The 25,416-nt window shown below is 70.6% G+C and carries 22 protein-coding genes and 1 tRNA gene; 11 read left to right on the forward strand and 12 right to left on the reverse strand.

Features of this window, described 5'->3' with window-relative positions; all coding sequences use genetic code 11:
- Positions 1–25: 25 nt before the first annotated feature.
- The 3 genes from C9992_RS04100 to C9992_RS04110 all read left to right on the forward strand — a co-directional run bounded on the left by C9992_RS04100 (position 26) and on the right by C9992_RS04110 (position 1,229).
- On the forward strand, positions 26–232 hold the full coding sequence (locus C9992_RS04100) for a PLDc N-terminal domain-containing protein (protein ID WP_106814273.1): 207 nt from the start codon (positions 26–28) through the stop codon (positions 230–232).
- A 90-nt stretch (positions 233–322) separates the two neighbouring features.
- Positions 323–404 (forward strand) — tRNA-Leu (locus tag C9992_RS04105).
- A 36-nt stretch (positions 405–440) separates the two neighbouring features.
- A complete protein-coding gene (locus C9992_RS04110) occupies positions 441–1,229 on the forward strand; it encodes a DedA family protein (protein WP_407662208.1) in 789 nt (262 codons plus the stop codon).
- A 14-nt stretch (positions 1,230–1,243) separates the two neighbouring features.
- Here the strand turns inward: C9992_RS04110 and ku are convergent, their stop codons facing one another.
- A complete protein-coding gene (gene ku, locus C9992_RS04115) occupies positions 1,244–2,179 on the reverse strand; it encodes a non-homologous end joining protein Ku (RefSeq protein WP_106814628.1) in 936 nt (311 codons plus the stop codon).
- A 46-nt stretch (positions 2,180–2,225) separates the two neighbouring features.
- Between ku and C9992_RS04120 the strand changes: the two genes are divergently transcribed.
- On the forward strand, positions 2,226–4,814 hold the full coding sequence (locus tag C9992_RS04120; RefSeq protein ID WP_106814274.1) for an ATP-dependent DNA ligase: 2,589 nt from the start codon (positions 2,226–2,228) through the stop codon (positions 4,812–4,814).
- Positions 4,815–4,820: 6 nt separating this feature from the next.
- On the opposite strand, the gene C9992_RS04125 is transcribed toward C9992_RS04120, so the two are convergent.
- The gene (locus tag C9992_RS04125; protein WP_106814275.1) at positions 4,821–5,732 is read right to left on the reverse strand and encodes a cation diffusion facilitator family transporter; all 912 of its coding nucleotides are present in this window, start codon (positions 5,730–5,732) and stop codon (positions 4,821–4,823) included.
- 104 nt (positions 5,733–5,836) lie between these two features.
- On the opposite strand from C9992_RS04125, the gene C9992_RS04130 reads away from it, so the two are divergent.
- A complete protein-coding gene (locus C9992_RS04130) occupies positions 5,837–7,453 on the forward strand; it encodes a CocE/NonD family hydrolase (RefSeq protein ID WP_106814276.1) in 1,617 nt (538 codons plus the stop codon).
- 9 nt (positions 7,454–7,462) lie between these two features.
- Here the strand turns inward: C9992_RS04130 and rdgB are convergent, their stop codons facing one another.
- The 3 genes from rdgB to murI form a co-directional block, all read right to left on the reverse strand.
- Positions 7,463–8,113, reverse strand: a complete 651-nt coding sequence (gene rdgB / locus C9992_RS04135; RefSeq protein ID WP_106814277.1) for an RdgB/HAM1 family non-canonical purine NTP pyrophosphatase — start codon at positions 8,111–8,113, stop codon at positions 7,463–7,465.
- Positions 8,110–8,853: a ribonuclease PH gene (gene rph / locus C9992_RS04140; protein ID WP_106814278.1), complete on the reverse strand. Its 744-nt coding sequence runs from the start codon at positions 8,851–8,853 to the stop codon at positions 8,110–8,112. The genes rdgB and rph overlap by 4 nt, the downstream gene beginning before the upstream one ends.
- Positions 8,854–8,954: 101 nt before the next feature.
- Complete coding sequence (gene murI, locus C9992_RS04145; RefSeq protein ID WP_106814279.1) at positions 8,955–9,806, reverse strand: glutamate racemase; 852 nt, start codon at positions 9,804–9,806, stop codon at positions 8,955–8,957.
- A gap of 41 nt (positions 9,807–9,847) precedes the next feature.
- Here murI and C9992_RS04150 point away from each other — a divergent pair, with 41 nt between their 5' ends.
- On the forward strand, positions 9,848–11,200 hold the full coding sequence (locus tag C9992_RS04150) for a nicotinate phosphoribosyltransferase (RefSeq protein ID WP_106814280.1): 1,353 nt from the start codon (positions 9,848–9,850) through the stop codon (positions 11,198–11,200).
- A 34-nt stretch (positions 11,201–11,234) separates the two neighbouring features.
- Here C9992_RS04150 and C9992_RS04155 read toward each other — a convergent pair whose 3' ends face one another.
- Genes C9992_RS04155 through C9992_RS04165 form a run of 3 tightly spaced genes read right to left on the reverse strand, consistent with a single transcriptional unit; the run spans position 11,235 to position 14,628 of the window.
- Positions 11,235–11,501, reverse strand: a complete 267-nt coding sequence (locus tag C9992_RS04155; protein ID WP_106814281.1) for a DUF3039 domain-containing protein — start codon at positions 11,499–11,501, stop codon at positions 11,235–11,237.
- A gap of 59 nt (positions 11,502–11,560) precedes the next feature.
- Positions 11,561–13,126, reverse strand: a complete 1,566-nt coding sequence (locus tag C9992_RS04160) for a hypothetical protein (RefSeq protein ID WP_106814282.1) — start codon at positions 13,124–13,126, stop codon at positions 11,561–11,563.
- A complete protein-coding gene (locus C9992_RS04165; RefSeq protein WP_235007967.1) occupies positions 13,102–14,628 on the reverse strand; it encodes an ABC transporter ATP-binding protein in 1,527 nt (508 codons plus the stop codon). The genes C9992_RS04160 and C9992_RS04165 overlap by 25 nt, the downstream gene beginning before the upstream one ends.
- Before the next feature lie 227 nt (positions 14,629–14,855).
- On the opposite strand from C9992_RS04165, the gene C9992_RS04170 reads away from it, so the two are divergent.
- The 4 genes from C9992_RS04170 (at position 14,856) to C9992_RS04185 (ending at position 18,519) form a co-directional block, all read left to right on the forward strand.
- Complete coding sequence (locus C9992_RS04170) at positions 14,856–15,548, forward strand: phosphocholine cytidylyltransferase family protein (RefSeq protein ID WP_106814283.1); 693 nt, start codon at positions 14,856–14,858, stop codon at positions 15,546–15,548.
- Between the two features lie 63 nt (positions 15,549–15,611).
- Positions 15,612–16,532, forward strand: coding sequence for a hypothetical protein (locus C9992_RS04175; protein ID WP_106814284.1), 921 nt, complete (start codon positions 15,612–15,614; stop codon positions 16,530–16,532).
- A 50-nt stretch (positions 16,533–16,582) separates the two neighbouring features.
- Positions 16,583–16,810: a hypothetical protein gene (locus C9992_RS04180; RefSeq protein WP_106814285.1), complete on the forward strand. Its 228-nt coding sequence runs from the start codon at positions 16,583–16,585 to the stop codon at positions 16,808–16,810.
- A gap of 308 nt (positions 16,811–17,118) precedes the next feature.
- Complete coding sequence (locus tag C9992_RS04185) at positions 17,119–18,519, forward strand: maltokinase N-terminal cap-like domain-containing protein (protein WP_106814286.1); 1,401 nt, start codon at positions 17,119–17,121, stop codon at positions 18,517–18,519.
- 27 nt (positions 18,520–18,546) lie between these two features.
- On the opposite strand, the gene C9992_RS04190 is transcribed toward C9992_RS04185, so the two are convergent.
- Positions 18,547–19,824 carry a CDP-glycerol glycerophosphotransferase family protein gene (locus C9992_RS04190; protein WP_106814287.1) on the reverse strand — a complete coding sequence of 426 codons (1,278 nt, stop codon included), beginning with the start codon at positions 19,822–19,824 and terminating at the stop codon, positions 18,547–18,549.
- A gap of 110 nt (positions 19,825–19,934) precedes the next feature.
- Here C9992_RS04190 and C9992_RS04195 point away from each other — a divergent pair, with 110 nt between their 5' ends.
- Positions 19,935–20,960: a glycosyltransferase family 2 protein gene (locus C9992_RS04195; RefSeq protein ID WP_106814630.1), complete on the forward strand. Its 1,026-nt coding sequence runs from the start codon at positions 19,935–19,937 to the stop codon at positions 20,958–20,960.
- Between the two features lie 51 nt (positions 20,961–21,011).
- On the opposite strand, the gene C9992_RS04200 is transcribed toward C9992_RS04195, so the two are convergent.
- From C9992_RS04200 to C9992_RS04210, 3 genes are read right to left on the reverse strand one after another with little or no spacing between them, the layout of a single operon-like run.
- On the reverse strand, positions 21,012–22,460 hold the full coding sequence (locus tag C9992_RS04200; RefSeq protein WP_106814288.1) for a CDP-glycerol glycerophosphotransferase family protein: 1,449 nt from the start codon (positions 22,458–22,460) through the stop codon (positions 21,012–21,014).
- Entirely contained in the window at positions 22,457–23,734 is a 1,278-nt protein-coding gene (locus C9992_RS04205; protein ID WP_106814289.1) for a CDP-glycerol glycerophosphotransferase family protein, read from the reverse strand. Before C9992_RS04205 ends, C9992_RS04200 begins: the two co-directional genes overlap by 4 nt.
- Before the next feature lie 45 nt (positions 23,735–23,779).
- Complete coding sequence (locus C9992_RS04210; RefSeq protein WP_106814290.1) at positions 23,780–25,396, reverse strand: S1C family serine protease; 1,617 nt, start codon at positions 25,394–25,396, stop codon at positions 23,780–23,782.
- Between the last annotated feature and the right edge of the window lie 20 nt (positions 25,397–25,416).

The raw sequence follows: 25,416 nt of genomic DNA on the forward strand, positions 1-25,416 counted from the left end.
AGAAGGACGGAAGGACGGCGACGACATGGCCAAGACGGAACTCTCCCCCACCGCGAAGACGGGGCTCGGACTGCTCGGCATCGTGCAGGCGGTCTTCGCGTTCCTCGCTTTCTGGGACCTCGCCCACCGCGACGCCGACGAAGTGCGCGGTCCCAAGGTCGCGTGGGTGCCCGCGATCCTCGTGAACTGGATCGGACCGGCCAGCTACTTCCTCTTCGGCATCCGTCGCTGAGACTCGCGGCCCGGCGACCGGTGCGCCGGGTCGATGCGGGGGTCTGCCCCACAGCAGGCGCCCAGCCGCCTCAGTAGACTGAGTCCACTCGCGGGAGTGGTGGAATTGGCAGACACGCAGGATTTAGGTTCCTGTGCCTCCGGGCGTGTGGGTTCAAGTCCCACCTTCCGCACGCGAAATCTCGCATGCTCCGCCGACTGACGACGGGATGACCATCGTGCACGCTGTTCCCACTGCCCTGATCCCGTGGCTCGATCCGGCCGCCATCATCGGATGGGCCGGCCCCTGGGCGCTGGCGGTGGTCTGCTTCATCGTGTTCGCCGAGACGGGCCTGCTGGTCGGGTTCCTGCTCCCCGGCGACACACTGCTTGTCATCTCAGGACTGCTTTCTCACCCGCAGGACTACGCGCCCCACGGCGTGTTCGGCCTCAGCGTATGGTGGGTCGCCCTGCTGATCGGGCTGGCCGCCTTCGTCGGCGGAGAGGTCGGCTACTACATCGGGCACAAGGGCGGGCCGGCGGTGTTCGAGCGCAAGGAGTCGGGCCTGTTCAGCGTCAAGAACGTCGAGCGCACCAACGCCTTCTTCGAGCGGTTCGGCGGGTTGACCATCATCCTCGCCCGCTTCGTGCCGATCGTGCGCACCTTCGCTCCCGTCGCCGCGGGCGTCGGCCACATGAACAAGTGGAAGTACACGCTGTACAACCTCGTCGGCGCGGTGCTCTGGGGCTTCGGCCTGACGATGTTCGGCTACCTCATCGGCTTCATCCCGCCGGTGGCGACCTTCGTCGAGAATTACATCGACCTCATCCTGCTCGCCGCCGTGGGCGGCACCGCCGTTGTCACCCTGTGGCACTACCTCCGCGAGCGCAGCAAGGCCAAGAAGGCCGCCGCCGCCGGCGCCGACGTCGTCACGGACCACGCCGAGGCGGAGGCGCTCGTGCTCGACCCCGAGGTGTTCGACCGCGGCCCTGAGCACGGCGAGGCCCCCAGGGCCTGACCGCGATCAGACGCTCAGGACGCCTTCTTCTTCGCGGCGGGCTTCTTCGCCGACGACTTCGCCGCCGGCTTCTTCGCGGATGCCTTGGAGTCGCTCTTGGCAGAGCCCTCGGCATCCTTCTTGCCTGAGGTCTTCCCCGCTGTCTTCGAGCCGTCGCCCTCACGGGCCGCCCGCGACTTCTCCACGCTCGCGCGGAGCGCCGCCATCAGGTCGATCACCTCGCCGCCGGCCTCCTCCTCCTGCTCACCGAAGGTCTCGGCGGTGTCGACGGCATCGCCCTTCTCGAGCTTGGCCTCGATCAGGGTGCGCAGCTCCTCCTGATACTCGTCGGTGAACTCCTCCGGGTCGAAGTCGCTCGAGAAGCTCTCGACGAGGGATGCCGACAGCTCCAACTCCTTCGCCGAGATCCGAACGCTCTCATCCAGCGACGGGAACGCCGCTTCACGCACCTCGTCGGCCCACAGCAGCGTCTGGAGCACCAGCACGTCGCCGCGCACGCGCAGCGCCGCCAGACGGGTCTTCTGGCGCAGCGAGAACCGCACGATGGCGGTGCGGTCCGTCTGCTCCAGCGTCTTGCGCAGCAGCACGTACGCCTTGGGCGAGGCGGAGTCCGGCTCGAGGTAGTAGGCGCGGTCCAGTGTGAGCAGGTCGATCTGCTCGCTCGGGACGAACTCGACGACGTCGATCTCCCGGCTCTTCTCGGCCGGCAGCGATGCCAGATCCTCCTTGGTGAGGATGACCGTCTTGTCGCCGTCGTCGTACGCCTTGTCGATGTCGGAGTACGGCACCACCTCGCCGTCGATCTCGCACACCCGTTGATAGCGGATGCGACCGCCGTCCTTGTTGTGCACCTGATGCAGCGACACGTCGTGGTCCTCGGTCGCGGAGTACACCTTGACCGGGACGTTGACGAGTCCGAACGTCAGCGCACCCTTCCAGATCGCCCTCATCACACCAGTACACACCGGTCACACCGTCCACGGCTAGCCTTGGCGCATGGCGCGTGACGAGCAGTTGGTGCGCATCGGCGGCCGCAGGCTGCGCATTACGAACCTCGACAAGGTGCTCTACCCCGAGACGGGCACCACCAAGGGCGAGGTCATCGACTACTACACGCGCGTGGCCGAAGTGCTCATCCCTCACGTCATCGGGCGTCCGGTGACCCGCAAGCGCTGGCCCGACGGCGTCGGCACCGAGGACGAGCCGGGCATGGTGTTCTTCGCGAAGGACCTCGAGCGCGGCGCCCCATCGTGGGTGAGACGGATGCCGATCCCCCACTCCAGCGGCCCGAAGGACTACCCGCTCGTCGGCGACGTGCCGACGCTCGTCTACCTGGCCCAGGTCGCCAGCCTCGAGCTGCACGTGCCGCAGTGGCGTTTCACTCCCGACGGCGAGCGCGGACCAGCCGACCGGCTGGTGCTGGACCTCGATCCCGGCCCGGGCGTCGGGCTGCCGGAGTGCGCCGTGGTCGCGGCGTGGGCGCGCACCATCCTGGAGGGGATGGGCCTGGAGCCCTTTCCGGTCACCAGCGGCAGCAAGGGCATCCACCTGTACGCGGCACTGCCGCCAGGCCAGTCGACCGAGCAGGCGTCGGCGCTGGCGAACGAGCTCGCCCGGGCGATCGAAGCCGACCACCCCGATCTTGTGGTCAGCAGCATGAAGAAGACCGAGCGCCACGGCAAGGTGCTCATCGACTGGAGCCAGAACAACGGCTCGAAGACGACGATCGCGCCGTACTCCCTGCGCGGCCGACTGCATCCCACGGTGGCCGCTCCTCGCACCTGGGACGAGCTGGAAGATCCGGGCCTGCGCCACCTGGACTTCCTCGAGGTGCTGGAGCGCATCGAGACGATCGGCGACCCGATGGCGCCGCTGGGGTTCCACGCCGGCGGCCGGGAGGCGGAGTCGGGGCCGCTGTCGGCGTACATCGCGAAGCGGAGCGCCGAGCGCACCCCTGAGCCCGTGCCGCGCAATCCGTTGGGCGCGACTCCGGGCGATGAGAAGCCCCGGTTCGTCATCCAGGAGCATCACGCCACGCGGCTGCACTGGGACTTCCGCCTGGAGCACGACGGGGTGCTGGTGAGCTGGGCCGTGCCGCGCGGGGTTCCGCATTCGACCAAACGCAACAACCTGGCCGTGCAGACCGAGGATCACCCGATGGAGTACGCCACGTTCGAGGGGACCATCCCGGCCGGTGAGTACGGCGGCGGCACCGTCACCATCTGGGACGACGGCCGTTACGACCTTGAGAAGTGGCGCGACGACGAGATCATCGCGACGCTCGAGGGCCGTCCGGGTGGACCCCTCGGTCGCGTCCGGCTGGCGCTGATCCGCACCGAGGGCGAGGGTGAGAAGTCGAGCTGGCTGCTGCATCGCATGAAGACGGATGCCGAGGGCCGCCCGCAAGCCGACGGCACGCCGGTCGAACCGAGCCCGCAGGCCGACGAGGTCCGGCGTCCGGCCGTGCGCCGCGCCGGCGCCTCGAACCGCGCAACCGCGGAACCGAAAAGCAGCCCCTCCGACGACAGCCGCGCCGCCGGTAGCCCCAGGGCGAAGGCCGGCGGCAGCCCCAGGGCGAAGAAGGATGCCGCCTGCCGCCCGGCGCTGGATCTCGAGGCGCTCCGGCCGATGCTGTCCACCTCCGCCACACCCGCCCAGGCACGGCAGGCGGCGCAGCGCTGGGGCGCGAGAGCGTGGGTGGAGATGAAGTGGGACGGCATCCGCGCGGTCGGGGCGTGGGACGGCGAACGTCTGCGGCTGTTCGCCCGCAGCGGCAACGAGGTCACGCACCGCTATCCCGAGCTCACCGCCGTCGATCCGGGGCTCGGCGCGGAGCCGGCGGTCGTCGACGGCGAGCTCGTGGCGCTGGAGCCTGACGGCAGACCCAGCTTTCCGCTTCTGCAGACACGCATGAACCTGGAGCGAGCCGGCGACATCACTCGGGAAGCGCGACGGACCCCGGTCCACTACTACCTGTTCGACGTGCTCACGCACGACGGTGACGACCTGACCGCGTTGCCGCTGCGGGAGCGTCGCGACGTGCTGGAGGCGATCACCTCCTCGACGATCGATCCGATCGCGGTGCCCCCGGTGTTCGACGATGTCGACGCCGCGCTGGACACCAGCGTGCAGCTGCGGCTGGAGGGGATCGTCGTGAAGGACCCCGCCTCGCACTACCTCCGCGCTTCACGCTCCGAGGCCTGGCTGAAGGTGAAGATCACCCGCACGCAAGAAGTGGTGATCGCCGGCATCCGCCCGGGCAAGGGTGCGCGCAGCAGCACGTTCGGCTCGCTGCTGCTCGGCATCCCCTCGCCCGAGGGCTTGCGCTACGCCGGCCGCGTGGGCACGGGGTTCAGCGATTCGACGCTGGCCGCGCTCATGAAGAAGCTCCTCCCCCTTCGCACCGACGAGAATCCCTTGAGCGGCGTGCCGCCCCTGGACGCCCGCGACGCACTGTGGGTGCGGCCCGAGCTCGTCGGCGAGGTGGAGTACGGCGAGTTCACGCCGGGCGGCATCCTCCGCCACCCTCGCTGGCGGGGTCTGCGGCCGGACAAGTCGCCCGGCGACGTGCGTCGCGAGGACTGACCCGCCTCAGGCGTGCGATTCATGCTCGACGTGTCCGGCCGGCTCGAGCTGGAACGTCGAGTGCTCCACATCGAAGTGCTGCGACAGGCAGGTCTGCAACTGGCTGAGGATGCCGCTGGCCTGACCGCTCCGCATCACGCGGTCGTCCACCACGACATGGGCGGTGAACACCGGCGCCCCGCGCGTGAGCTGCCACACGTGCACGTCGTGCACGTCCACCACCCCCGGTGTGCCGAGGATGTGGTCGCGGATCTCCTTCACGTGCGTGCCCTTGGGTGCCGACTCCGCGAGCACCGACACCACCTCGCGCAGCAGGCCGATGGCGCGTGGAATGATCATCGCGGCGATGAACAGCGACGCGATCGCGTCCGCCTGGTCCCAGCCGGTCATGACCACCACGATCGCCGCCACGATGACGGCGGCCGACCCGATGAGGTCGCCGAGCACTTCGAGGTACGCCCCGCGCACGTTGAGACTCCGCCGCTGCGCCGAGCTGAGCAGCCACATCGCCGCGGCGTTGGCGAGCAGGCCCACGATCGCCACGACCAGCATGAGACCGCCCTGCACCTCAGCCTCACCGGGATCGAGCAGCCTGTTCACACCCTCGAACGCGACCCACGCCGACAGGAGGATCAGGATGATGCCGTTGACGAGGGCGCCGAAGACCTCAGCGCGCTGATACCCGAAGGTGCGGCGGTCGTTGGCAGGCCGGGCCGCGACGGAGCTCGCGATGAGCGCGATGACGAGGGCTGCGGCATCCGTGAACATGTGCGTCGCATCGGCGAAGAGCGCGAGCGATCCAGAGAGCACGGCACCGACGATCTGCACCACCATGACGGTGGACGTGATCGCCAGCGAGATCGCGAGGAGCCGCCGATTGCCGGCCCCCCGGATCCCCGTCGGTGCGTGATCGTGCATGCGCCCAGGCTAATCCCGCGGCGCCCGCGAAGAGCGCTCCCAGCGCTACTCGGGAATGAGTGTGATTCTCAGTCGCGGCACCGGCGCGGTGATAGCGTCGCGCCGTGAAAGATCGATCCGCGCCGACGCCTGCGACCGACCGTCCTTGGAGGCGCGACGGCGCGTTCGCGTACGCGCGAGAGCGTGTGCGTCGCGCCCTCCGTCCGCCGGTCACCGTCACGCCGGCCGGACCCGAGGTGCAGATCCGGCGGGATGTAGAGATCCCGATGCGCGACGGGACGATCCTGCGTGCGAACGTCTACCTGCCGCGCGACGGCGGCCGACGGCCGGTGATCCTCTGCGCCCACCCGTACGGCAAGGACGCCGTGCCCCGACGCACGCGGCGCGGCTACCGGATCAATCCGCAGTTCCGCATTCTGCGGCAGACCGGCCCCGTGCACATCTCCGACCAGACGGGCTGGGAGGGGCCGGATCCCGCGTACTGGGTGCCATCCGGCTACGCCGTGGTCAACCTCGATGTGCGCGGTGCGGGGCGGTCCGACGGCGTAGGGTCGCTCTTCAGCGACGCGGAGGCGGAGGACATCTTCGACGCGATCGAGTGGATCGCGGGGCAGGACTGGTGCGACGGCGGGGTCGGCATGCTCGGCGTCTCCTACCTCGCGATCTCTCAGTACAAGGTGGCAGCGCTGCGCCCGCCGCACCTGCGTGCGATCGCGCCGTGGGAGGGATTCACCGACGCGTACCGGGACTTCTTCTACCCCGGAGGAGTCAGGGAGGTGGGCTTCGCACGGCTGTGGACGACCGTGATCCGGCGGGTGACACGTATGTCGCCCGATCTGGGACGGGAAGTCGCTGCGCGGCCGGACGACGACGCGTGGTGGCGTTCGCTGGCGCCGGATCTCGGCCGCATCGAGGTTCCGATGCTCGTCTGCGGCAGCTTCTCCGACGCGAACCTCCACACACGGGGCAGCTTCCGCGCTTTCGCCGAGACCGGCTCGTCCGTGCGTCATCTGTACACGCACCGCAGCGGGAAGTGGGCGACCTTCTACAGCGACGAGGCCGTGGCGGTGCAACGGGCCTTCCTCGACGCGCATCTCAAGGGGATCCCGGCGGAGCTTCCACGGGTCCGGCTGGAGGTGCGGGAGCGGGCTGACCGGATCCACGAGGTGCGCGAGGAGGCCGTTTGGCCTCCCGCCGGCACCCCGGTCCTGCTTCACCTCCACGAGGACGGCCGGCTGCGGACCGATCAGCCCGTCACATGGGGCACCGCCACCTTCGGCCGCCGGCACGCCGCAACGTTCTCGTGGCGCTTCGAGGAAGACGCCGAGATCACCGGAGACGTCGCGGTGCGTGTGTGGCTCAGTGCGGCATCCGTCGGGCCGGCATCGATCTTCGCCGGTGTATCGAAGTGGACGGATGGGCGGTTCGTGCCCTTCGAAGGCTCCTACGGGTTCGGACGCGACCTCGTGACGACCGGGTGCCGGCGCGTGCTGCTCGACGCCGAGCCGCGCGCGGTGGCGCTGCAGCTCGCCCCCTCGGCGACGTTCTTCCGGGCCGGCGACGAACTGCGGCTGCATCTCTCCGGCCGCCAGCTCTCGCCCCGCAACCCCCTGTGGGGCTCCTTCCCGGCGCTCTACCGGTCCAGCCCGCGGGTCACGTGCACGGTGCACACCGGACCCGGGCACGAGTCGGTTCTCGAGCTGCCGCTCGTCTCACGCTGACGTCGTCGGTCAGAGCTGCGCGAGCAGGGGTGAGAGCGCTGCGAAGGCGCGGGAGCGGTGGGATGCCGCGTTCTTCTCGTCGGGCGACCACTCCCCGACCGTCCGCTCGTAGCCGGGCTGCTGGCCGTCGGGGATGAAGATGGGGTCGTAACCGAACCCGCCGACGCCGGATGCGGCCACGGCGAGGCGTCCGGGCCAGACGCCTTCCACCACGTGCTCCGCGGCCTCCCCGTCCGCGGCGGGCACCACCAGCGCGATGGTGGAGACGAACTGCGCCGTGCGGTGCGGATCGCGGATATCCGAGAGCTGGTCCAGCAGCAGGCGCAGATTGGCCGCGGCATCCTTAGCGTGCCCTGCCCAGTACGCCGAGAACACGCCCGGTGCGCCGCCCAGCACGTCCACGCAGATGCCGGAGTCGTCGGCGAGCGCGGGAAATCCGGTGTGTGTCGCAGCGGCACGAGCCTTGATGAGGGCGTTGTCGGCGAACGTCACGCCGTCTTCGATGGGCTCGGGACCGGTGTAGCCGATCACCTCCACGTCGGGGCGCGTCGCCGCCACGATGGCCTGGAACTCCTCGACCTTGTGCGGATTGTGGGTGGCGAGGACGATCCGGCGTCTCGTCTCGCCTCGCTCGCTCAACGACCGGCTCTCGCCCGTCATGAGGCGGCCGGCGCGAGTGCGGCCTGCTGGTGCTCGCGCAGCTGGGCGCACCCGTTGACGCCGAGCTCCAGCAGCGCATCCAGCTCGCGCTTGTCGAACGGTGCCCCTTCGGCTGTCCCCTGCACCTCGACGAAGAGGCCTCGACCGGTGACCACGACGTTCATGTCGGTCTCGGCGCGCACGTCTTCGACGTAGGCGAGGTCGAGCATGGGCTCGCCGTCGATGATGCCGACCGACACGGCCGAGACCGAGTCGAAGAGCACCTGCGCCTTCTGACCGATGAACTTCCTGCCTCGGCCCCACTCGATCGCGTCGGCGAGTGCCACGTAGGCGCCGGTGATCGCCGCGGTACGTGTTCCGCCGTCGGCCTGCAGCACGTCGCAGTCGATCACGATGGTGTTCTCGCCGAGCGCCTTGGTGTCGACGACCGCGCGCAGGGCCCGGCCGATGAGGCGCGAGATCTCGTGCGTGCGCCCGCCTATCCGCCCCTTGACGCTCTCACGGTCGTTGCGCTCGTTCGTCGCGCGCGGGAGCATGGCGTACTCGGCCGTGACCCAGCCCTTGCCTTTGCCGGCGAGCCAGCGAGGTACGCCGTTGGTGAACGACGCCGTGCACAGCACCTTGGTGTTCCCGAAGGAGATGAGCGCGGAGCCTTCGGCCTGGGCGGACCAACCCCGCTCGATGGTGATGGGTCGCAGCTGGTCGACGGTGCGACCGTCGGCCCGGGTGATGTCGGTCATTTCTCTCCTCCTACGCTGAGCGTGTCCCGATTTCGGTCGCTAGGCGCTGCCGGAACGACCTGAATCGGGACATGCTTCGTGAAAAGTGGGACACGGATGCCTCAGCCGAGCGGCGCGGGAAGGTCGATGGCGCCGGTCTGAACAAGCCGGACCGAAGACACCTCCCGCCCCATCAGCCGGTGGGCGAGGTCGAGGAACTCGTCCGCGGATGCGCCCGTGGCCTCGTAGACGTGCCGCGGCTCGGCATCCGGGCCCGCCAGCAGGTCGCGCGACACGAGCTGACGGTAGACGTCTTTCGCGGTCTCGGTGTCGCTGGAGACGAGGCTGACGTCCGGTCCCATGACGTAGCTGATCGCCCCCTCGAGGAACGGATAGTGCGTGCACCCGAGAACGAGGGTGTCGACGCCGGCGTGCCGGAGCGGGGCGAGGTACTCCTCTGCCACGGCGAGCACCTCGGGCGAGTCGGTGACGCCCGCCTCGACGAACTCGACGAAGCGTGGGCATGCCTGCGCGAAGACGGTGAGGCGCTCGTTGACACCGAGCATGTCCTGATAGGCGCCCGAGCTGATGGTGCCGGCCGTGCCGATGACACCCACCCGGCCGTTCCGCGTGGTGGACATGGCGGTGCGCACGGCCGGGCCGATGACCTCGACCACCGGGACGTCGTAGCGCTCGCGCGCGTCACGCAGCATGGCGGCGGACGCGGTGTTGCACGCGATCACGAGCATCTTCACGCCCTGCGCCACGAGGTCATCGAGCACCTCGAGCGCGTAGCGGCGGACATCGGCGATCGGTTTCGGCCCGTACGGGGAGCGTGCGGTGTCGCCGACGTAGAGGATCGACTCACGCGGCAGCAGCGCCGAGACCGCCCGCGCGACGGTGAGTCCTCCCACTCCGGAGTCGAAGATCCCGATGGGCGCATCCGCGCCGTCCTGAGCCTGCCGAAGGGTCACGATGCCCCAGCCTACGCCAGCCGCTCAGTAGGCTGGCCCGCATGACCCACGGGGACGCGCCGCGAGAGAGCACCGCACTGCTCACCGACCGCTACGAGCTCACGATGGTCGATGCGGCGCTGCGTGACGGCACCGCGCAGCGGCGCTGCGTGTTCGAGCTGTTCGGCAGGCGACTTCCCGGCGGCCGCCGCTTCGGGGTCGTCGCCGGCACGGGCCGCCTGCTCTCGCTCCTGCGCGATTTCCGCTTCCGCGAGGCAGAACTGCGGTACCTGCGGGACGAGAGGGTGGTGGATGCCGCGACGCTCGACTTCCTCGAGAACTACCGGTTCACCGGGTCGATCACCGGGTACCGCGAGGGCGAGCTGTACTTCCCCGGCTCCCCCATCCTGACGATCGAGGGCACGTTCGCCGAGGCCGTGGTCCTCGAGACGCTGGCCCTCAGCGTCCTGAACCACGACTCCGCGGTGGCGACCGCCGCTGCGCGCATGAGCGTGGCCGCCGGTGACCGGCCCCTGGCCGAGATGGGATCGCGACGGGCCGCCGAGCGCTCTGCCGTCGCCGCCTCGCGGGCGGCATACATCGCCGGCTTCCGTGCGACCTCCAACCTGGAGGCCGGCCGCGTGTGGGGCATCCCGACGATGGGCACCGCCGCGCACTCGTGGACGCTCCTGCACGACAGCGAGGAGGACGCGTTCCGCGCGCAGATCCAGGCGCTGGGCGTGGACACCACGCTCCTCGTCGACACGTATGACATCCGCACCGGCGTCGAGACCGCGATACGCGTCGCCGGCACCGGACTCGGCGGCGTGCGCATCGACTCCGGCGACCTTCCGACGGTCGCCGCCCAAGTGCGTGCGCAGCTGGACGAACTGGGCGCGACCGGCACGCGCATCACCGTGACGAGCGACCTCGACGAGTACGCGATCGCCGCGCTCGCGGCATCCCCGGTGGACGCGTACGGCGTGGGCACGTCGGTCGTCACGGGGTCGGGAACACCGACGGCGGGCATGGTGTACAAGCTCGTCGCCCGTCAGGACGCCGACGGCGGCTGGGTCGCGGTGGCGAAGGCGTCGACGGACAAGGGGTCCAAGGGCGGTCGCAAGGCGGCCTTCCGGACGCTGGACGACGGCACCGCCACGAGCGAGCTGATCGTCGTGTCGGACGGCTTCGAGGCCCTCGACACCGTGGCTGCGCACCCGGGCGCACGGGCGCTGCAGGTTCCGCTGGTCGTCGACGGGGAGCCGGATGCCGCGTACGAGGGCCCTGCGGGTGTCCACGAAGCCCGCGCCCACCACGCGCGCGTGCGCGAGGAGCTGCCGGTGCGCGCCCTCGCGCTCAGCAGGTCAGACCCGGCGATTCCGACCGTCTACACCGACGCCCCGCCGGTGCCCTGACGCCACCGCGGCTGGTGCGCGGCTCGTCGACGGCTCAGCCGCCCAGCGACTCGTAGATCTCTTTGCAGGTGGGGCAGACCGGGAACTTCTCCGGGTCGCGGCCGGGCGTCCACTTCTTGCCGCACAGCGCGCGTACCGGCTTGCCGGTGAGCGCCGACTCGAGGATCTTGTCCTTCTTCACGTAGTGCGAGAAGCGCTCGTGGTCCCCCGGCTCGATGGTCTCTTCGCGAAGAAGCTCTTCGAGCTCGCGATCGAGGGTCGCGACGCCTCCCTGGTCGGGGCTGTCAAGGGGGGTGCTCATGGTCTGCCAGTGTAGTCGCGGACGGTCGCGATGGGGCGGGCGATCGTGCGCGCATGCGCTCAGGTCGACTCGGCGAACTCCATGATGCGACCGCCACGGCGTTCGAAGGCGATCGACCCGATCGTCACCCCGACGACCAGCACGCCCAGACCGATCCCCAGCCCGCTCCACATGGCGGTGGTCGCGGCATCCATGTCGCCCTGCAGGGCCAGCCACCCGCACCACAGCACGGGCGCCGAGAGGATCAGCGCGCCGAGCATGACAGCACCCTGGGCCAGCGCACCGCCGGAGCCTGTGCGCTGCGGCTGCTGGAACGGACTCTCCCCCGGACGCGACACCGCGTACGGCGCGACCACGGAGGAGATGCTGGAGAGCCCCAGACCGGTGAGGAACAGCGATGCGCACGCGCCCGTCATCGCGGGCAGGATCGCCCACCGCCCGTGCAGCGACACCGCGATGGGAACAGCCACCGCCAGCAGCGGCACACCGACCAGCAGCACCGGCACCAGGCGACCTACGCGATCGGACACACCCCGCACACCGCTGGCGATGTGCATCCACACCGCCGTGGAGTCGTACGCCACGTCGTCGTGCGGAAGCCATCCGAGGAACAGGGCGGCGAACGGCACGGGAACGAGCACGACGAGCTCCGGCGGCACGCCCGCGATCAGGAGGGGCACGGTCGTGATCGCGGCGGCGACCGGGATGACGAGCGCGTTGACGACGTAGCGTCGATCGCCGAACCAGTAGACGAGGCTGCGCGCAGCCACCGCGCCGCCGGGCGTTCCGGGTGCCACCGCGAACCAGCCGAGTCCGCCGCGCTCGCGACCGACACCGGGTCGTTCGGTGGTGGTGAGCACGCGCCGCACGACCCACACCCACACCAGCCCCAGCACCAGCACGGTGGCGACCGCGACGGCCACAGGCAACCACACCTGTTCACCGGATGCCACCACGCCGGGAAGGGCCCACGCGGCGCCGAGCGGCGTCGCCGCCAGCGCTCCCACGGCATCCAGAAGCTGCGGCGGGACGCTCCCCCGCCACTCGAGGGACGACAAGAACACGCCGACGGGGACGACGACCACCAGCACCACCAGGACGAAGACGCCGGAGAGCTCGCGCGAGCGCCGCTCGCGGAGGAACATCGCCGCCAGCGCCATGCAGATGCGCGCCAGAATCGCAGACGTGAGTACTCCCAGCAGCACGGAGACGATGGTGACCGGCACGGGGACGCCGTGATCGGCCCACACCACAGCCGTGCTGATGGCGACGGCGATCAGCACGAAGATCGGCACGCTCAGCAGTCCCGCCACCACCAGCACCATGGCGAGCGGCCCGCGCGGCAGGGCGAACAGCGCGAAGCGACGCGGATCGAGCGGGTCGTCGACGGAGGCGAACAGCGGTGCCAGCGCGAAGCCCAGCGTCACCGCGGAGCCACCCAGCACGGTCACCGCGAGGACGGCATCGGTGGAGGCATCCGACATCGTGAGGATCGCCCAGCAGGCCGCCACCGTCGCCGCGACCAAAAGCACCAGCCCGGTGGTCACGCGAGCCACATGGCGGCCGTCCCCGCGCAGCGCGCCGAACAGCAGCGCGAGTCTCAGTCGGAGAACGTGTGCAACCACTCGAGGCCCTCCACATCGCTGAGCCCGCCCGCGAGCTCCACGAAGCGCTGCTCGAGCGTGAGCTCGCCACGCACCTCGTCCACTGTGCCCTCGGCGAGCACCTGGCCCGCGACGATCACAGCGACGCGCGTGCACACCCGCTCCACGAGCTCCATGCCGTGGCTCGAGAGGATCACCGTGCCGCCGTGCGCCACATAGGTGGAGAGGATGTCGAGGATGACGGCGCTGGAGACCGGATCGACCGCCTCGAACGGCTCGTCGAGCACCAGCAGGCGCGGCGAGTGGATGAGCGCCCCGGCGAGCATGACCTTCTTCAGCATGCCCGCGGAGTAGTCCGAGACGCTTCGTCCGAGAGCATCGCCGAGGTCGAACGCCCGCGCGAGGTCGCCTGTGCGGCTCTCGACCACGGCCGGCGGGAGCCCTCGCAGCACCCCGTAGTAGTAGAGAAGCTGGCGTCCGGTGAGGCGGTCGAAGGTCCGCAGCCTGTCGGGAAGGACGCCCATGAGCTTCTTCGCGGCCAGGGGCTTCGCTCCTGCGTTCACACCGCCGACGTGGATGGTGCCGCGGTCGGGCTCGAGCAGAGCGGCGATCATCGACAGCGTGGTCGTCTTACCTGCACCATTCGGACCGACCAGGCCGTAGAACGTCCCGGCGGGAACCGTGAGGTCGATGCCGTCGACGGCGAGGGTGCTGCCGAATCGCTTGCTCACTCCGCGGAGGACGAGCGCGTCGCCCGCCGTCGCCGCCTCAGGCGACAGCGGAAGGGTCAGTGATGCCGTGCCCGGCTTGTCCTCCCCCGCGTAGCCCTCCTCGGGGGTCGCGAGAAGCGGCGCGGCGGTCGTGACGTCGGTGACGGGGTCCGGCGCGGGCTCGACCTCCGGTTCCGCCACGGGTTCAGCGACTTCAGCCTCCACCGGGGCAGCGGCTTCAGCCTCCACCGGGACAGCGGCTTCCACCGGGACAGCGGCTTCCACCGGGACAGCGGCTTCCACCGGGCCAGCGGCTTCCACCGGGCCAGCGGCGTCGACCGGGATCTCCGCGTCGACCTCGACGGCGTCGGGCTCTGCCGGCGCCTGGACCGGTGCGTCCGCCTCAGGCTGTGGCGCCTCGCCCTCGGGCTGCGGCGCTTCGCTCTCCGGCACTGACGGCGCTTCGAGTGCGTGACCGGCTTCGTCGGTACCGGCGACGTGCGGTGCGGAGGTGTCGGCCGGCAGCGGAGGGCGCGGCGGGATCACGATGCCGGCGGCGGCACTGGCCGCGAGCTCCAGGTCACTGGGAAGCGGAGGCGGCGGACCCGGATCGGGCGGTGCTGCAACCGGTCGCTTCTTGCGCGGCGCAGGCTTCTTCGACGCATCGGCGCGCGGTTTGCGCGGCGGGCGACGCGGTTTGTCGGGAGTGGGAGCGGAGGCAGCCGAATCCTTGAGCGGAACGACGCGCACCGCCTGGTGACGGTCCGGCTCTTCCGGATCGATGTCGTTCGGCACCGGGAGGGAGGCTGTCACCGAACCAACGTATCAAGCGGGTCCGCCACGGGGCAGTCGCCGTTCCCGATTGGCGCGAGACAGATGTGTGTCGTGGCACCGATGCGCCTTTTACACCGAATGTCACGAATCGGCAACGGGGGCGGCTGATTCTGCGCCTTCCCAGGGGCCATCGCTACCATGGTCCCGGCACGAAGGGGTGTCCGGCCGGTGAACCGGCAGTGAATCACGCACTTCAGGAGCAGATTTTGACCCTTCAGACCGTCATTCTCGCAGCCGGCATGGGCTCGCGGCTGGGACGCAGCCTTCCCAAGCCGCTCACCGAGCTCGGCGACGGCCGCAGCATCATGCAGCAGCAGCACGACAACATCCGTGCCGCATTCGGCCGTGACGCCAAGATCACCACGGTGGTCGGGTACCGGGCCGAGACCATCGTCGAGGCGTTCCCCGACGTGGACTACGTCTACAACGACCGGTACGACCAGACCAACACGTCCAAGAGCCTGCTGCGCGCCCTCGCGACCACCGGCCGGGCCGGCGTGCTGTGGATGAACGGCGATGTCGTGTTCGATCCGCGCGTGCTCGGCCGCGCCATCTCACTGATCGAGCGCGACCAGTCCTTCGTGACCGTGAACACGGCCAAGGTCAGCGACGAGGAGGTCAAGTACACCGTGACCTCCGAGGGTTACATCAAGGAGCTGTCGAAGACGGTCAAGGGCGGGATCGGCGAGGCCGTCGGCATCAACTACATCTCCAGCCGCGACAAGAAGGCGTTCATGCGCCACCTCACCCGCGTCGACGACCAGGACTACTTCGAGCGCGGCCTCGAGCTCGCCATCGCAGAGGACGGCGTCCTGCTCCAGCCGCTGGACATCTCCGATCTGTACGCCGTCGAGGTGGACTTCGCGGAAGACCTCGAGCGCGCGAACCTGTTCGTCTGACGGATTCCTGCCCGGTGTCAACCCTGAGCAGCTGCTCAGGGTCGTGCGCATAGGATCGGCGCGATGGCCGAGAAGGTTCACCGCATCCACTCGCTGCCGGGCGACGCCCCGTGGCACGGCGGCCTGCCGCCGACGGGGTCTGACGAGCACCCGTTCACCATCCGCGCGCTGGACCGCGTCCTGGCCATCCAGCGCCCCGTCGTGCTCGCGCATCTGCGCAGCATCCGTCTCAGGAATCCGGATGCCTCGCCGGCCGAGATCGTCCGGATCCTCGAGAGGCGGTATCTCGCGGCGGTGACCACCGGCGGCGCAGCCGTCGGGGCGACCGCGGTGATCCCGGGCATCGGAACGGGGGTCACGCTGGCTCTCAGCGGCGTCGAGACGGTGGGATTCCTCGAGGCCACCACGCTGTTCGCGCAGTCCGTAGCGGAGGTGCACGGCATCCCTGTGGCGGACCCCGATCGCGCGCGGGCGCTCGTGCTCACCCTCATGCTGGGCAAGGAGGGCGTCGACCTGGTCACCCAGCTGGCGGGACAGGCCGCGGGGCGGGGTCCCACCCGTGCGGCGTACTGGGGCGAGATGGTCACCAAGACGCTTCCTCGCGCGGCCGTCGGCCCCCTGGTCGATCGCCTCAAGACCGCGTTCATCCACCAGTTCGCGGCGCGCGGCGGGGCCTCGTGGCTCGGCAAGGCGCTGCCCTTCGGCATCGGCGCGGCGATCGGCGGGGCCGGCAACCATATCCTCGGACGCCGTGTCCTAGTGGGGTCGCGGCGCGCCTTCGGCGTTCCCCCGCTGACGTTGCCGGTCGACGTGGAACCTCGCCCGGGCGCGGACAGGATCGAGCGACTCGCGAGCCGCGGGATCCGGCGGGCGGGCCAGGCCGTGGCCGGGGGCGTCTCCCGCGGGACGACCGCGATCGGTCACATCGTCGGTCGGCGCCGGCCCGCGATCGAGCAGGGTCCCGACACACCGCCCTCCCCCTGAACCGGATCGCGACCTGACGTCATCGTCATCGACGGGGTGACAATGAGGGTATGGGTCTGTTCAGTCAACGTCCCGAAGAGACGAACGAGTGGGCGGGGCTCCCGTCCGAGCCGGCACGTCCCCAGACAGCTGCGGAGCGACTGGCCGATGCCGCGCCCGTCGATGTCGTCGGGCTCGGTCCCGGCGATCTCGGCACCGGAGCCGTCGAGTCCATCGTCATTCCCGTGAAGCCGGTCGTCGAGATCGCCGAATCCCGGGATACCGGCGCCGACGGCTAGCCGCGCGACGCGTCGGGAGGGGCCGAAGGCGAGCGGAGCATGTCTGTTGACGCGCACCGGGTGTGAAAGCGGCGGGCTGGATCGCCCGAATCGGGCCGCCGCGGGGCCCGCAACGGCGTGTCGTCCCGCCGCTTTGACGCGGCGTCGCCTCGCCCCGGGGAGCTCCCCGGCTCACCTCCCTTGCAGTCGGGCGTGCGCTTCTGCTCGAAGACTCGAACCGGCCGTCGGCCGCCCGCCGAGCAGGCAGGGCTGCAAGCGCTTGCATTCAATCCTCGACACGCTTCACCTGCGGGCATACGCTCGCAGGTATGGACAGCACCGTGGCGTGCCTTGCGGCGTGGATGCCGCGGCAGCGGTGGTACGCCGCGAAAGGGCGACCGCCGAGCCTTCGCCTCGTCTCGTGGTGGGATCTCACCGGCGACGAGTCGGCCGACGGCGCGTCACCGCTCGACGCCGACGTCCGGGTGCGCACATTCCTCGTGGCCGACGAGGGGGCGCTGCCCACCGTTCTGTATCAGATCCCCGTGGTGGAGCGCGCCACGGAGTCCGTCGATGCGGATCCCGCACATGTCATCGGCAGCCCCACCCCCGGAACCACCTTCATCGACGGCCCGCACGACCCCGCGTACGCGCAAGCGCTGCTGCGGCTCGTCGCACGAGGAGGGACCGCTCGCGGGCCTCAGACCGCCGCTGTCGGCCATCCGTCCTCGCGCACGCCGTCGCCGGCGGGAGCATCGTCCCGGGTGGTCAGCGGCGAGCAGTCCAACACCTCGCTGATCTATGAAGGCCCCGATGTGTCGGTGATCTGCAAGGTCTACCGGCAGCTGCACCCTGGGCTCAATCCCGACATCGAGCTTCAAGAGGGGCTGGCTGCCGCCGGATCAGCACACGTGCCACGCCCCATCGGCTGGTTGGAGGGGACCTGGCCGGATCCCGAAACAGCTCGCGGCGTCGTACAGGGATCGCTCGCCTTCGCGCAGGAGTTCCTTCCCGGCGTGGAGGACGCCTGGCGCGTCGCCCTGCACGCGGCGGCGCGGGGCGAGGACTTCCACGCCGCGGCGCACGCGCTGGGAAGCGCAACGGCGGAAGTCCACCTCGCGCTGGCACGGTGCTTCCCCACAAGACCGCCGACCGCCGCCGACCGGGATGCCACCGCCGCGACGTGGAGGCGCCGATTGTCGATCGCCATCGCCGAGGTTCCGGAGCTCGCCCCGCATCAAGCGGCAGCAGAGGCCGTGTACCGCCGCGCTCTCGCAGTGCCGTGGCCGCCGCTGCAGCGGATACACGGCGACTACCACCTGGGGCAGGTGCTCCACTCCCCCGAGCGCGGCTGGGTGCTGCTGGACTTCGAGGGCGAGCCGCTGCGGCCCATGGCCGAACGCACGCGGCCGGATCTCGCGCTGCGTGATGTGGCCGGGATGCTGCGTTCGTTCGACTATGTCGCGGGCTCCCTGCGGCTCGACGATCCGGACCGGTCCCGGTCCGCCGACGTCGTGCGCGGCTGGGCGCGCGACGCCAGGAACGGGTTCCTCGCCGGGTACGCGACCACCGCCGGCGACCTCGACCCCGGGCATCCCCTGCTGGCCGCGCTCGAACTCGACAAGGCCGTCTACGAGGCGATCTACGAGGCGCGCAATCGCCCGACCTGGGTCGCCATTCCGCTGGGCGCGATCTCGCGGCTGGTCGCGCGGCCCACTCCTGTCGGCTGACGCCGCCGAGCCCTCGCGCCTTCCGGCTCAGACCTCGTCGTCCAGTTCTGCTTCGTCTTCCGGCTCGTCGTCGGCATCGTCCGCGGATCGCGCGTACCACGATTCCCACTCGTCCATCAGCCGCTGCACGGCGGCGTGGAAGCGCGCCGTCGCGGCACCCGGCGTCGTGTCGCCGAAGTAGTGCCTGACCCAATGCTCCAGCCGGGCGACCGCCTCCGGGTCCGCCAGCACGCGCTCCGCCTGCGCGACGATGTCGGATGCCGCGTCCGCGTCCAGCCACTCGCACGCCGACAGATACCCGTGCGTGTCGATCGCCGCGGCCGGGTCGACCGGGCGCGTGATCATCAGCGGCTTGTCGGCGGCCAGCCGGTCGTAGACCATAGCCGAGATGTCGACGACTGCCACGTCGGCCGCCGCCAGCTGCCAGCCGAGGTCGGGCCCGTCGTCGAACACGTGCTGCGCTGACGGGTCGCTCGCATTGGCTGCCGCCAAGGCGGCGATGATGCGCTTGTTCGCGGCCCCGTACTCCGGATCGACCACCCCCGAACGCGGGTGCGGGCGATAGATGACCCGGTGCCGCCCGGTCGCGAGCAGCGCCGTCACCAGCGCCTCGCCGTGCGTGGCGATCGAGCCGTAGTGGGCGGAAGGCCGGTCGCCTTCCCACGTGGGCGCGTACAGCACCACCGTGCGGTGGTCGGGCATATAGGGAAGCGTGCCCGAGTAGTGATCGGCCTGCGGACGCCCGATCTCGATGGTGCGACGGTCGATGTCGTAATCCCACAGCACCCGCGACAGCCGCTCTCGCGCGGCGTCGCCGGCGATCATCGCGTAGTCGTACGCCTTGTACTGATTGGTGGTCATGTACATCTTGTCGGACTCGCCGTGGTTGATGAACACGTGCCAGCGCCGCCCGTACCGGAACATCTGGAAGTTGCGGGTGTTCTGGTTCACGTAGAACACGACACGGATGTCCTGCTTCGCGATGAAGGCCTCGAGATCCCTCACGGTCGGCACGAACGCGACCGGCAGCGCGTCGTCCGCCAAGAGCGCTCGTGCACCGGTCGCCGAGCGACTGAGCACCACCACCGGCCACGTCCTTGCCAGACCCGACAACGGCTTGTACCACTGCCGCATCTGGTACATGTTGACCGCGCCGTCCGCGAAGTACACCGCCACCCGGTAGTGGAACGGCGCGTGGGGCGGGCGAGCGGCCAGAGCCCGTCGCACATCGATGACCGCGGAGCGGCTGCGCACGGCCTTGCGTACCAGCGCGACCGCCTTCTTGGCATCGGAGACGAGACCCACCCGTCCAGCCTACCCAGGGGCACCCGTGACATGATCGACGCGTGCATGTCGAGCAACACGGGCGCAGGGACGCTCCGGTCCCGGCCCCCGACGCCGGCGTGACGTTCGTGATGCCGGTGCTCAACGAGCGCAGCTACCTGCGCCGCGCCGTCGAGACGGTACTGGCTCAGGACATCGCCGGACCGACGGAGCTCATCCTCGCACTCGGCCCCTCCACCGACGGCACCTCCGAACTCGCCCAGCAGCTCGCTCAGGACGACGGCCGCATCGTCCTCGTCGACAACCCGGCCGCCGACATCCCGATCGGACTGAATCTCGCCATCCGCGCAGGACGCTATCCGACCGTGATCCGCGTGGACGCGCACTCCGAGCTCGACCCCGCGTACGCGCGGCGGGCCCTGGCGACGCTGGATCGTGTGCGTGCCGCGAATGTCGGCGGCGTGATGCGCGCCGACGGCCGCACGCCGTTCCAGCGGGCGGTGGCCCGCGCCTACAACTCGCCGATCGGCCTCGGCGGTGGCGCCTACCACGGCGGCACCCAGGAAGGTGAGGCCGAGTCCGCGTACCTGGGGGTGATGCGGCGGGCTGTGCTCGACGAGGTGGGGCTGTTCGACGAGAGCATCCGTCGCGGCGAGGACTGGGAGCTGAACCTGCGCATCCGCCGGGCCGGGTACCGCGTCTGGTTCGACCCGTCGCTGGCTGTCACGTACTGGCCACGCGAGAGCTGGACCCGACTGGTGCGTCAGTTCACGGCCACCGGACGCTGGCGGGGCGAGCTCGTCCGCCGGTTCGGGCGAGGGAACTCGCTCCGGTTCTTCGCCCCGCCGCTGCTCGTCCTGGATGTCGTGCTCGCGCTCGTGATCGCCGTGCTGCAGCTGACGGGCGTGCTGCAGGGCTGGGCCTCGGTCGGGGCATCCGTCGTGTATCTGCCGCTCATCGCCTACGCGGTGCTGATCGTGGCCGTTGGTCTCGGCCCCGGCGGCGGCCGCGGCTGGCGCGACAAGCTCTGGACCATCGCCGTGCTCCCGACGATGCACCTCGCGTGGGGGTGCGGGTTCCTGCTGGGGCTCGTGGGCGGCGCACACGACACCGTGGACACATCCCGCCTCGGCAGCCGCAACACCCCGCTGCCCTGAGCGCCCGCCCGTCCCCGATCCGGCGGGCCGGCCCGCGCCGCCGTCGGGGCCTCAGCGAGGGTCGATGAACCCCTGGTCGAGGATGCGCGCGACCACCCGCTCCGCGGCATGACCGTCGTCACGCGCGTTGAACTTCTCACGCCACCGGGCGTAGCGATCCGCGTAGCGCGCGCGGTCGTCCGCCGCGAGCGCCGCCACCAGCTCGTCCTGGCTGCGCACCATCGGACCCGGCGCGTGCGCCGACAGATCGAAGTAGAACCCGCGCAGCTCGCCGCGGTAGTGCTCCATGTCGGGCACCAGGAAGTACATCGGCTTCCCGGTCACCGAGAAGTCGAACATCACGGACGAGTAGTCCGTGATGAGAGCATCGGCGACGAGCAGGAGCTGCGACGTGTCGGGAAAGCCCGTCACGTCGATGACCCGCGGGCCCTCGGCATCCCGTCCAGGCAGCAGCGTGCGCGAGTGACCGCGGACGAGGATGACGGCGTCGGTGGCCGCGGCAAGGGAGACGGGATCGACGAAGTCGACGATCTGATCCCGATCGTCGCGCCAGGTGGGCGCGTACAGCAGCACGCGCTCATCGTCCCGGATGCCGAGCGCCCGCCGCGTGGCGGCGCCGTCGCCGGTGCTCAGCACGTCGTTGCGCGGGTATCCCTCGACCCACACCGGGCGCGTCAGGAACGCGTAGGCCTTGCCGAGGATCCGGGCGGCGTAGGGGTTCTGGGCGAGGAGGATGTTCCAGCGCCGCGACTCGCGCACGACGGCCGCCATGCGACGGGGGTCGAAGCCGGGTCGATGCAGGGCGAGGCGTTTGAGAGGCGTGCCATGCCACGTCTGCAGCACCACCTGGCCCTTGCGCCGCGAGAACCTCCGGCGCAGCCAGTCGTTCACCACGAGCAGGCGTGCCGCCCCCCGGGCGCGCCACCAGTCCGGGCTGCCCTCGACCACCGGCACCGCACCCTCGGGCACCGCCACCGAGAGGTCGACCACGCTCCAGTACCGCGTCACTCCCGGGGCGCGACGAGCCAGCTCCCGATCGATCGCGAGCGGGTTGCAGCTCGCGTTGCGGCCGTAGAAGCTCTCGAAGAAGACCGCGTTCTCGAAGCCGGTGGCGGGCCGGGTCGCATATCGGCGCTCGAGGGCATCCTGTCCCTCGCCCGAGTCATAGGCCGGGTCGATCGGCGGGCCGACCCGCAGCGTCCAGCCCTCCAGCGACGCCCGCAGGGTGCCGAGCTGGGTGAGCGGGATGCCTTCGGACGCGGGGATGTCGCCGGCTCCGGCGACGCGCAGCTCGTAGGCGCCCGACGGCAGCGGAAGCTCGTCGCCACCCCATCGCGCAGCGCGCAGGGGCAGCACCGCACGCCAGGTCTTACCGCGACCGGTGATGCGCGCGGTGACGCGGGCCCGCGCCCCCACCAGTTCGACGGACGCCGGACGCTCGCCGTCGCCGGAGAGCACGAGCGTCGGGCCGTCGTCTGTCGTGAAGCGCGCGTCGGTCATCCGGTTCCTTTCCTGCGGGCTCGGTGGCGGGCCGCCCCGGCCAGAATCGCACGGTACACCCTCCGCGCGTTGCCACCGTCGCGGTAAGCGTGGACACGCCTGCTCAGCGCGTCCGCGCGCGCGATGCGCCGCGATCGCTCGCTCTCATCGCCCAGCACGGCATCCAGCTGCCCCGCCGTCTCGTGCCAGTCGGCCGCCCAGTCCTGTCCCGCCACGTCGGCGTAGGTCCCGTAGAACCCCCGGCGTCGGGCGTACTCGTCGACGTCCGGTGCGAGGAACAGCGTCGGCAGCGGCACCAGTGCGGCGTCGAAGGCCAACGACGAGTAATCGGTGACCAGGGCATCGACTCCCGGCAGAAGCGGCGTGACGTCGGCGACCAGGTCGCTGCCGAGGGCGTGCACGCGGTCGGTCGTGACCGGCGGCGTGTACTCGCCGGCCCCGAGCGGGTGGGAACGGACGAGGAGCGTGGCATCGTGGCGTGTGAGGACGTCGATGATCCGCGCCCACTCTGCGGCGGTCGGAACGGCGGGGTCCGCCGCCCCGTCGCGCCAGGTGGGGGCATACAGCACGACCGGGCCGGCACCGCCCCACTCGGGCACCGCGCGCGCGATCAGGGTACGCGCTGTCGAGCGCCGCTCCTCCGCGGTGCCCTGGGAGAGCACGTCCACGCGCGGCTCGCCCGTCACCGGCACCGCTGCGTCCGACAGGGCGAATGCGGACTCCAGCCGGCCACGAACGAGATGCGACGCCGCCGGCAGCAGGCCGATCCGTCGCGCCGCGGCCCGGTACATGAGCCGCAGCAGGCTGCGCACCGCCGTGCGCGCACGGGTCCGGGCCACCGCGTCGGGCACGCGCAGCGTCTCCGGCGAATCCAGCCCGATCCGCTTGAGCGGGATGCCGTGCCACAGCTGCACCACGAACGCGCCCGACACGGCATACCGGTTGACGTCGCCGAATCCGTGCGTCACGACGATGACGCGCGCCCGGGCGGTGCGCCACAGGCCGCGCAGCGAACCCTTCGGAACGGCGGGGATGCCGCGGGCCGCCGCATCCCGGGCCTCACGAGGTGTGGCCACCAGCCAGACGGCACGGTGGCCGTGGTCGGCCGCAACGTTCCAGAGGGCCAGCGCGCCGTCGCCGATACCGACCGCACAGCCGAAGACCCACTCATCGCGCGAGCGCGGGACGACGGCGGTGAGGAGGCGCCCTGCGGCATAGAGCGGAAGCGCCGCGAGCTTGCTCGCATTCCCCGCGCCGAACGAGAAGGACGCCATCACGCGAGCCTATCCTGCTCGCGTGATGGCGCCCGTGATGGTGGATTACTTCCCGAGCTCGCCGAGCGTCACCGTCGCCGTGAGCGTCTTGCCGTCGCGCACGTACGTGACCTCAGCCTCGCTGCCGGCGGCCGCGGCACGCACCTGCGCCGTGAGGTCGGTGGCGTCGGTGATCGGGACGCCGTTGAAGCCGGTGACGATGTCGCCCGCCTTCAGCCCCGCAGTGGCCGCGGCACCGCCATCGGTGACCTCCTGGATGTATGCGCCGGTGATGCTGGAGCCCTCGACCGACGCAGCCGGCTGGACGCTCGCGCCGAGCAGGCCGTGCGTGGCGGAGCCGTTCTCGATGATCTCGTCGGTGACGCGCTTGACGATGTCGGACGGGATCGAGAAGCCGACGCCGATCGAGCCGGAACCGTCCGAGGACGAGCCGCCTGCCGTCGCGATGGCGACGTTGATGCCGATCAGCTTGCCGTCGGAATCGACGAGCGCACCGCCCGAGTTGCCGGGGTTGATCGCCGCATCGGTCTGGATGACGGCGATCGAGATGCTCTCGCTCGGAGTCTGCTGCTGCTGGCCCTGGCCGAAGTCGAACCGGAACGGGCCCTGCTGCCCGTCGCCCTGGTCCTGCTCGTCCTCATCGCCGCCCTCCGGCGCTGCCGACGACGCGATCTGGATGGAGCGGTTCAGGGCGCTGACGATGCCCTCGGTCACGGAGTTGGGAAGACCCAGCGGCGCGCCGATCGCGACGGTCGTGTCGCCGACGTTCAGCTTGCTCGAGTCCGCGAACTGGATCGGGGTGAGGTCCTCGGCATCCTTCAGCTTGATCACCGCGAGGTCGTACGTCGGGTCGGTGCCGACGACTTCGGCGTCGTACACGCGTCCGTCCGAGGTGGTCACGCGGATCGTCGCGTCGCCGGTGGCGCCGTCGAGCGTCACGACGTGCGTGTTCGTCACCACGTAGCCGTCCTTCGTCAGGACGACCCCAGAGCCGGTGCCGGCACCGGACGAGCTCGTCGCAGAGATGGTGACGACGCTCGGAACCACCTTCGCCGCGATACCGGTCGTCTGGTTCACCGAATCGGTGTCGTTGACGGTGACGGTCGACGGTCCGGCAGCGGGTGAGGAGCTGACCGGGGTGAACCAGTTCACTCCGGCGTACGAGCCGCCCAGGCCGGCGGCGCCGCCGACGATGGCCGCGGCGACGATGAGGCCGACGACCTTTCCGGCGCCCGACGGCTTCTTCGTAGCGGTGGTGGTCGGCACGGCGCCGGTCGCTCCGCCGACGGGAAGCGTCGGCTGCGCGTCGGTGGCGCCGGCGCCGAACGCGGCGCCCGGTGCGGGCTGGCCGGCGTAGGCGTGCGGGTAGGGCGCCGGCTGACCGGCGTACCCCTGCGGACGGGCGTACGCGTGGCCTGCGGTCGGGTAGCCGGCGGGCGGCACCGGCTGCGTCGGCTGCGGAGCCGGTGCCTGGTGCGCCGGCGCGGTGTGCTGAGCCGCGGCCTGCGCGGCCGGCTGCGTCGGAAGCGCCGGCTGCTGTGCGGCCGGCTGCTGCGGTGCGGCGGGCTGCACGGGGGTCGCCTCAGAAGCAGGCTGAGCCGGCGGCACGGGCGGAACTGCGGGGGTCTGGTCTTCCGGGCGCTCGCCCTGGATGTCGCTCATGGTTGCTCCTTCTTCCAAGC

The organism is Microbacterium timonense (assembly GCF_900292075.1).
Taxonomy (GTDB): Bacteria; Actinomycetota; Actinomycetes; order Actinomycetales; family Microbacteriaceae; genus Microbacterium; species Microbacterium timonense.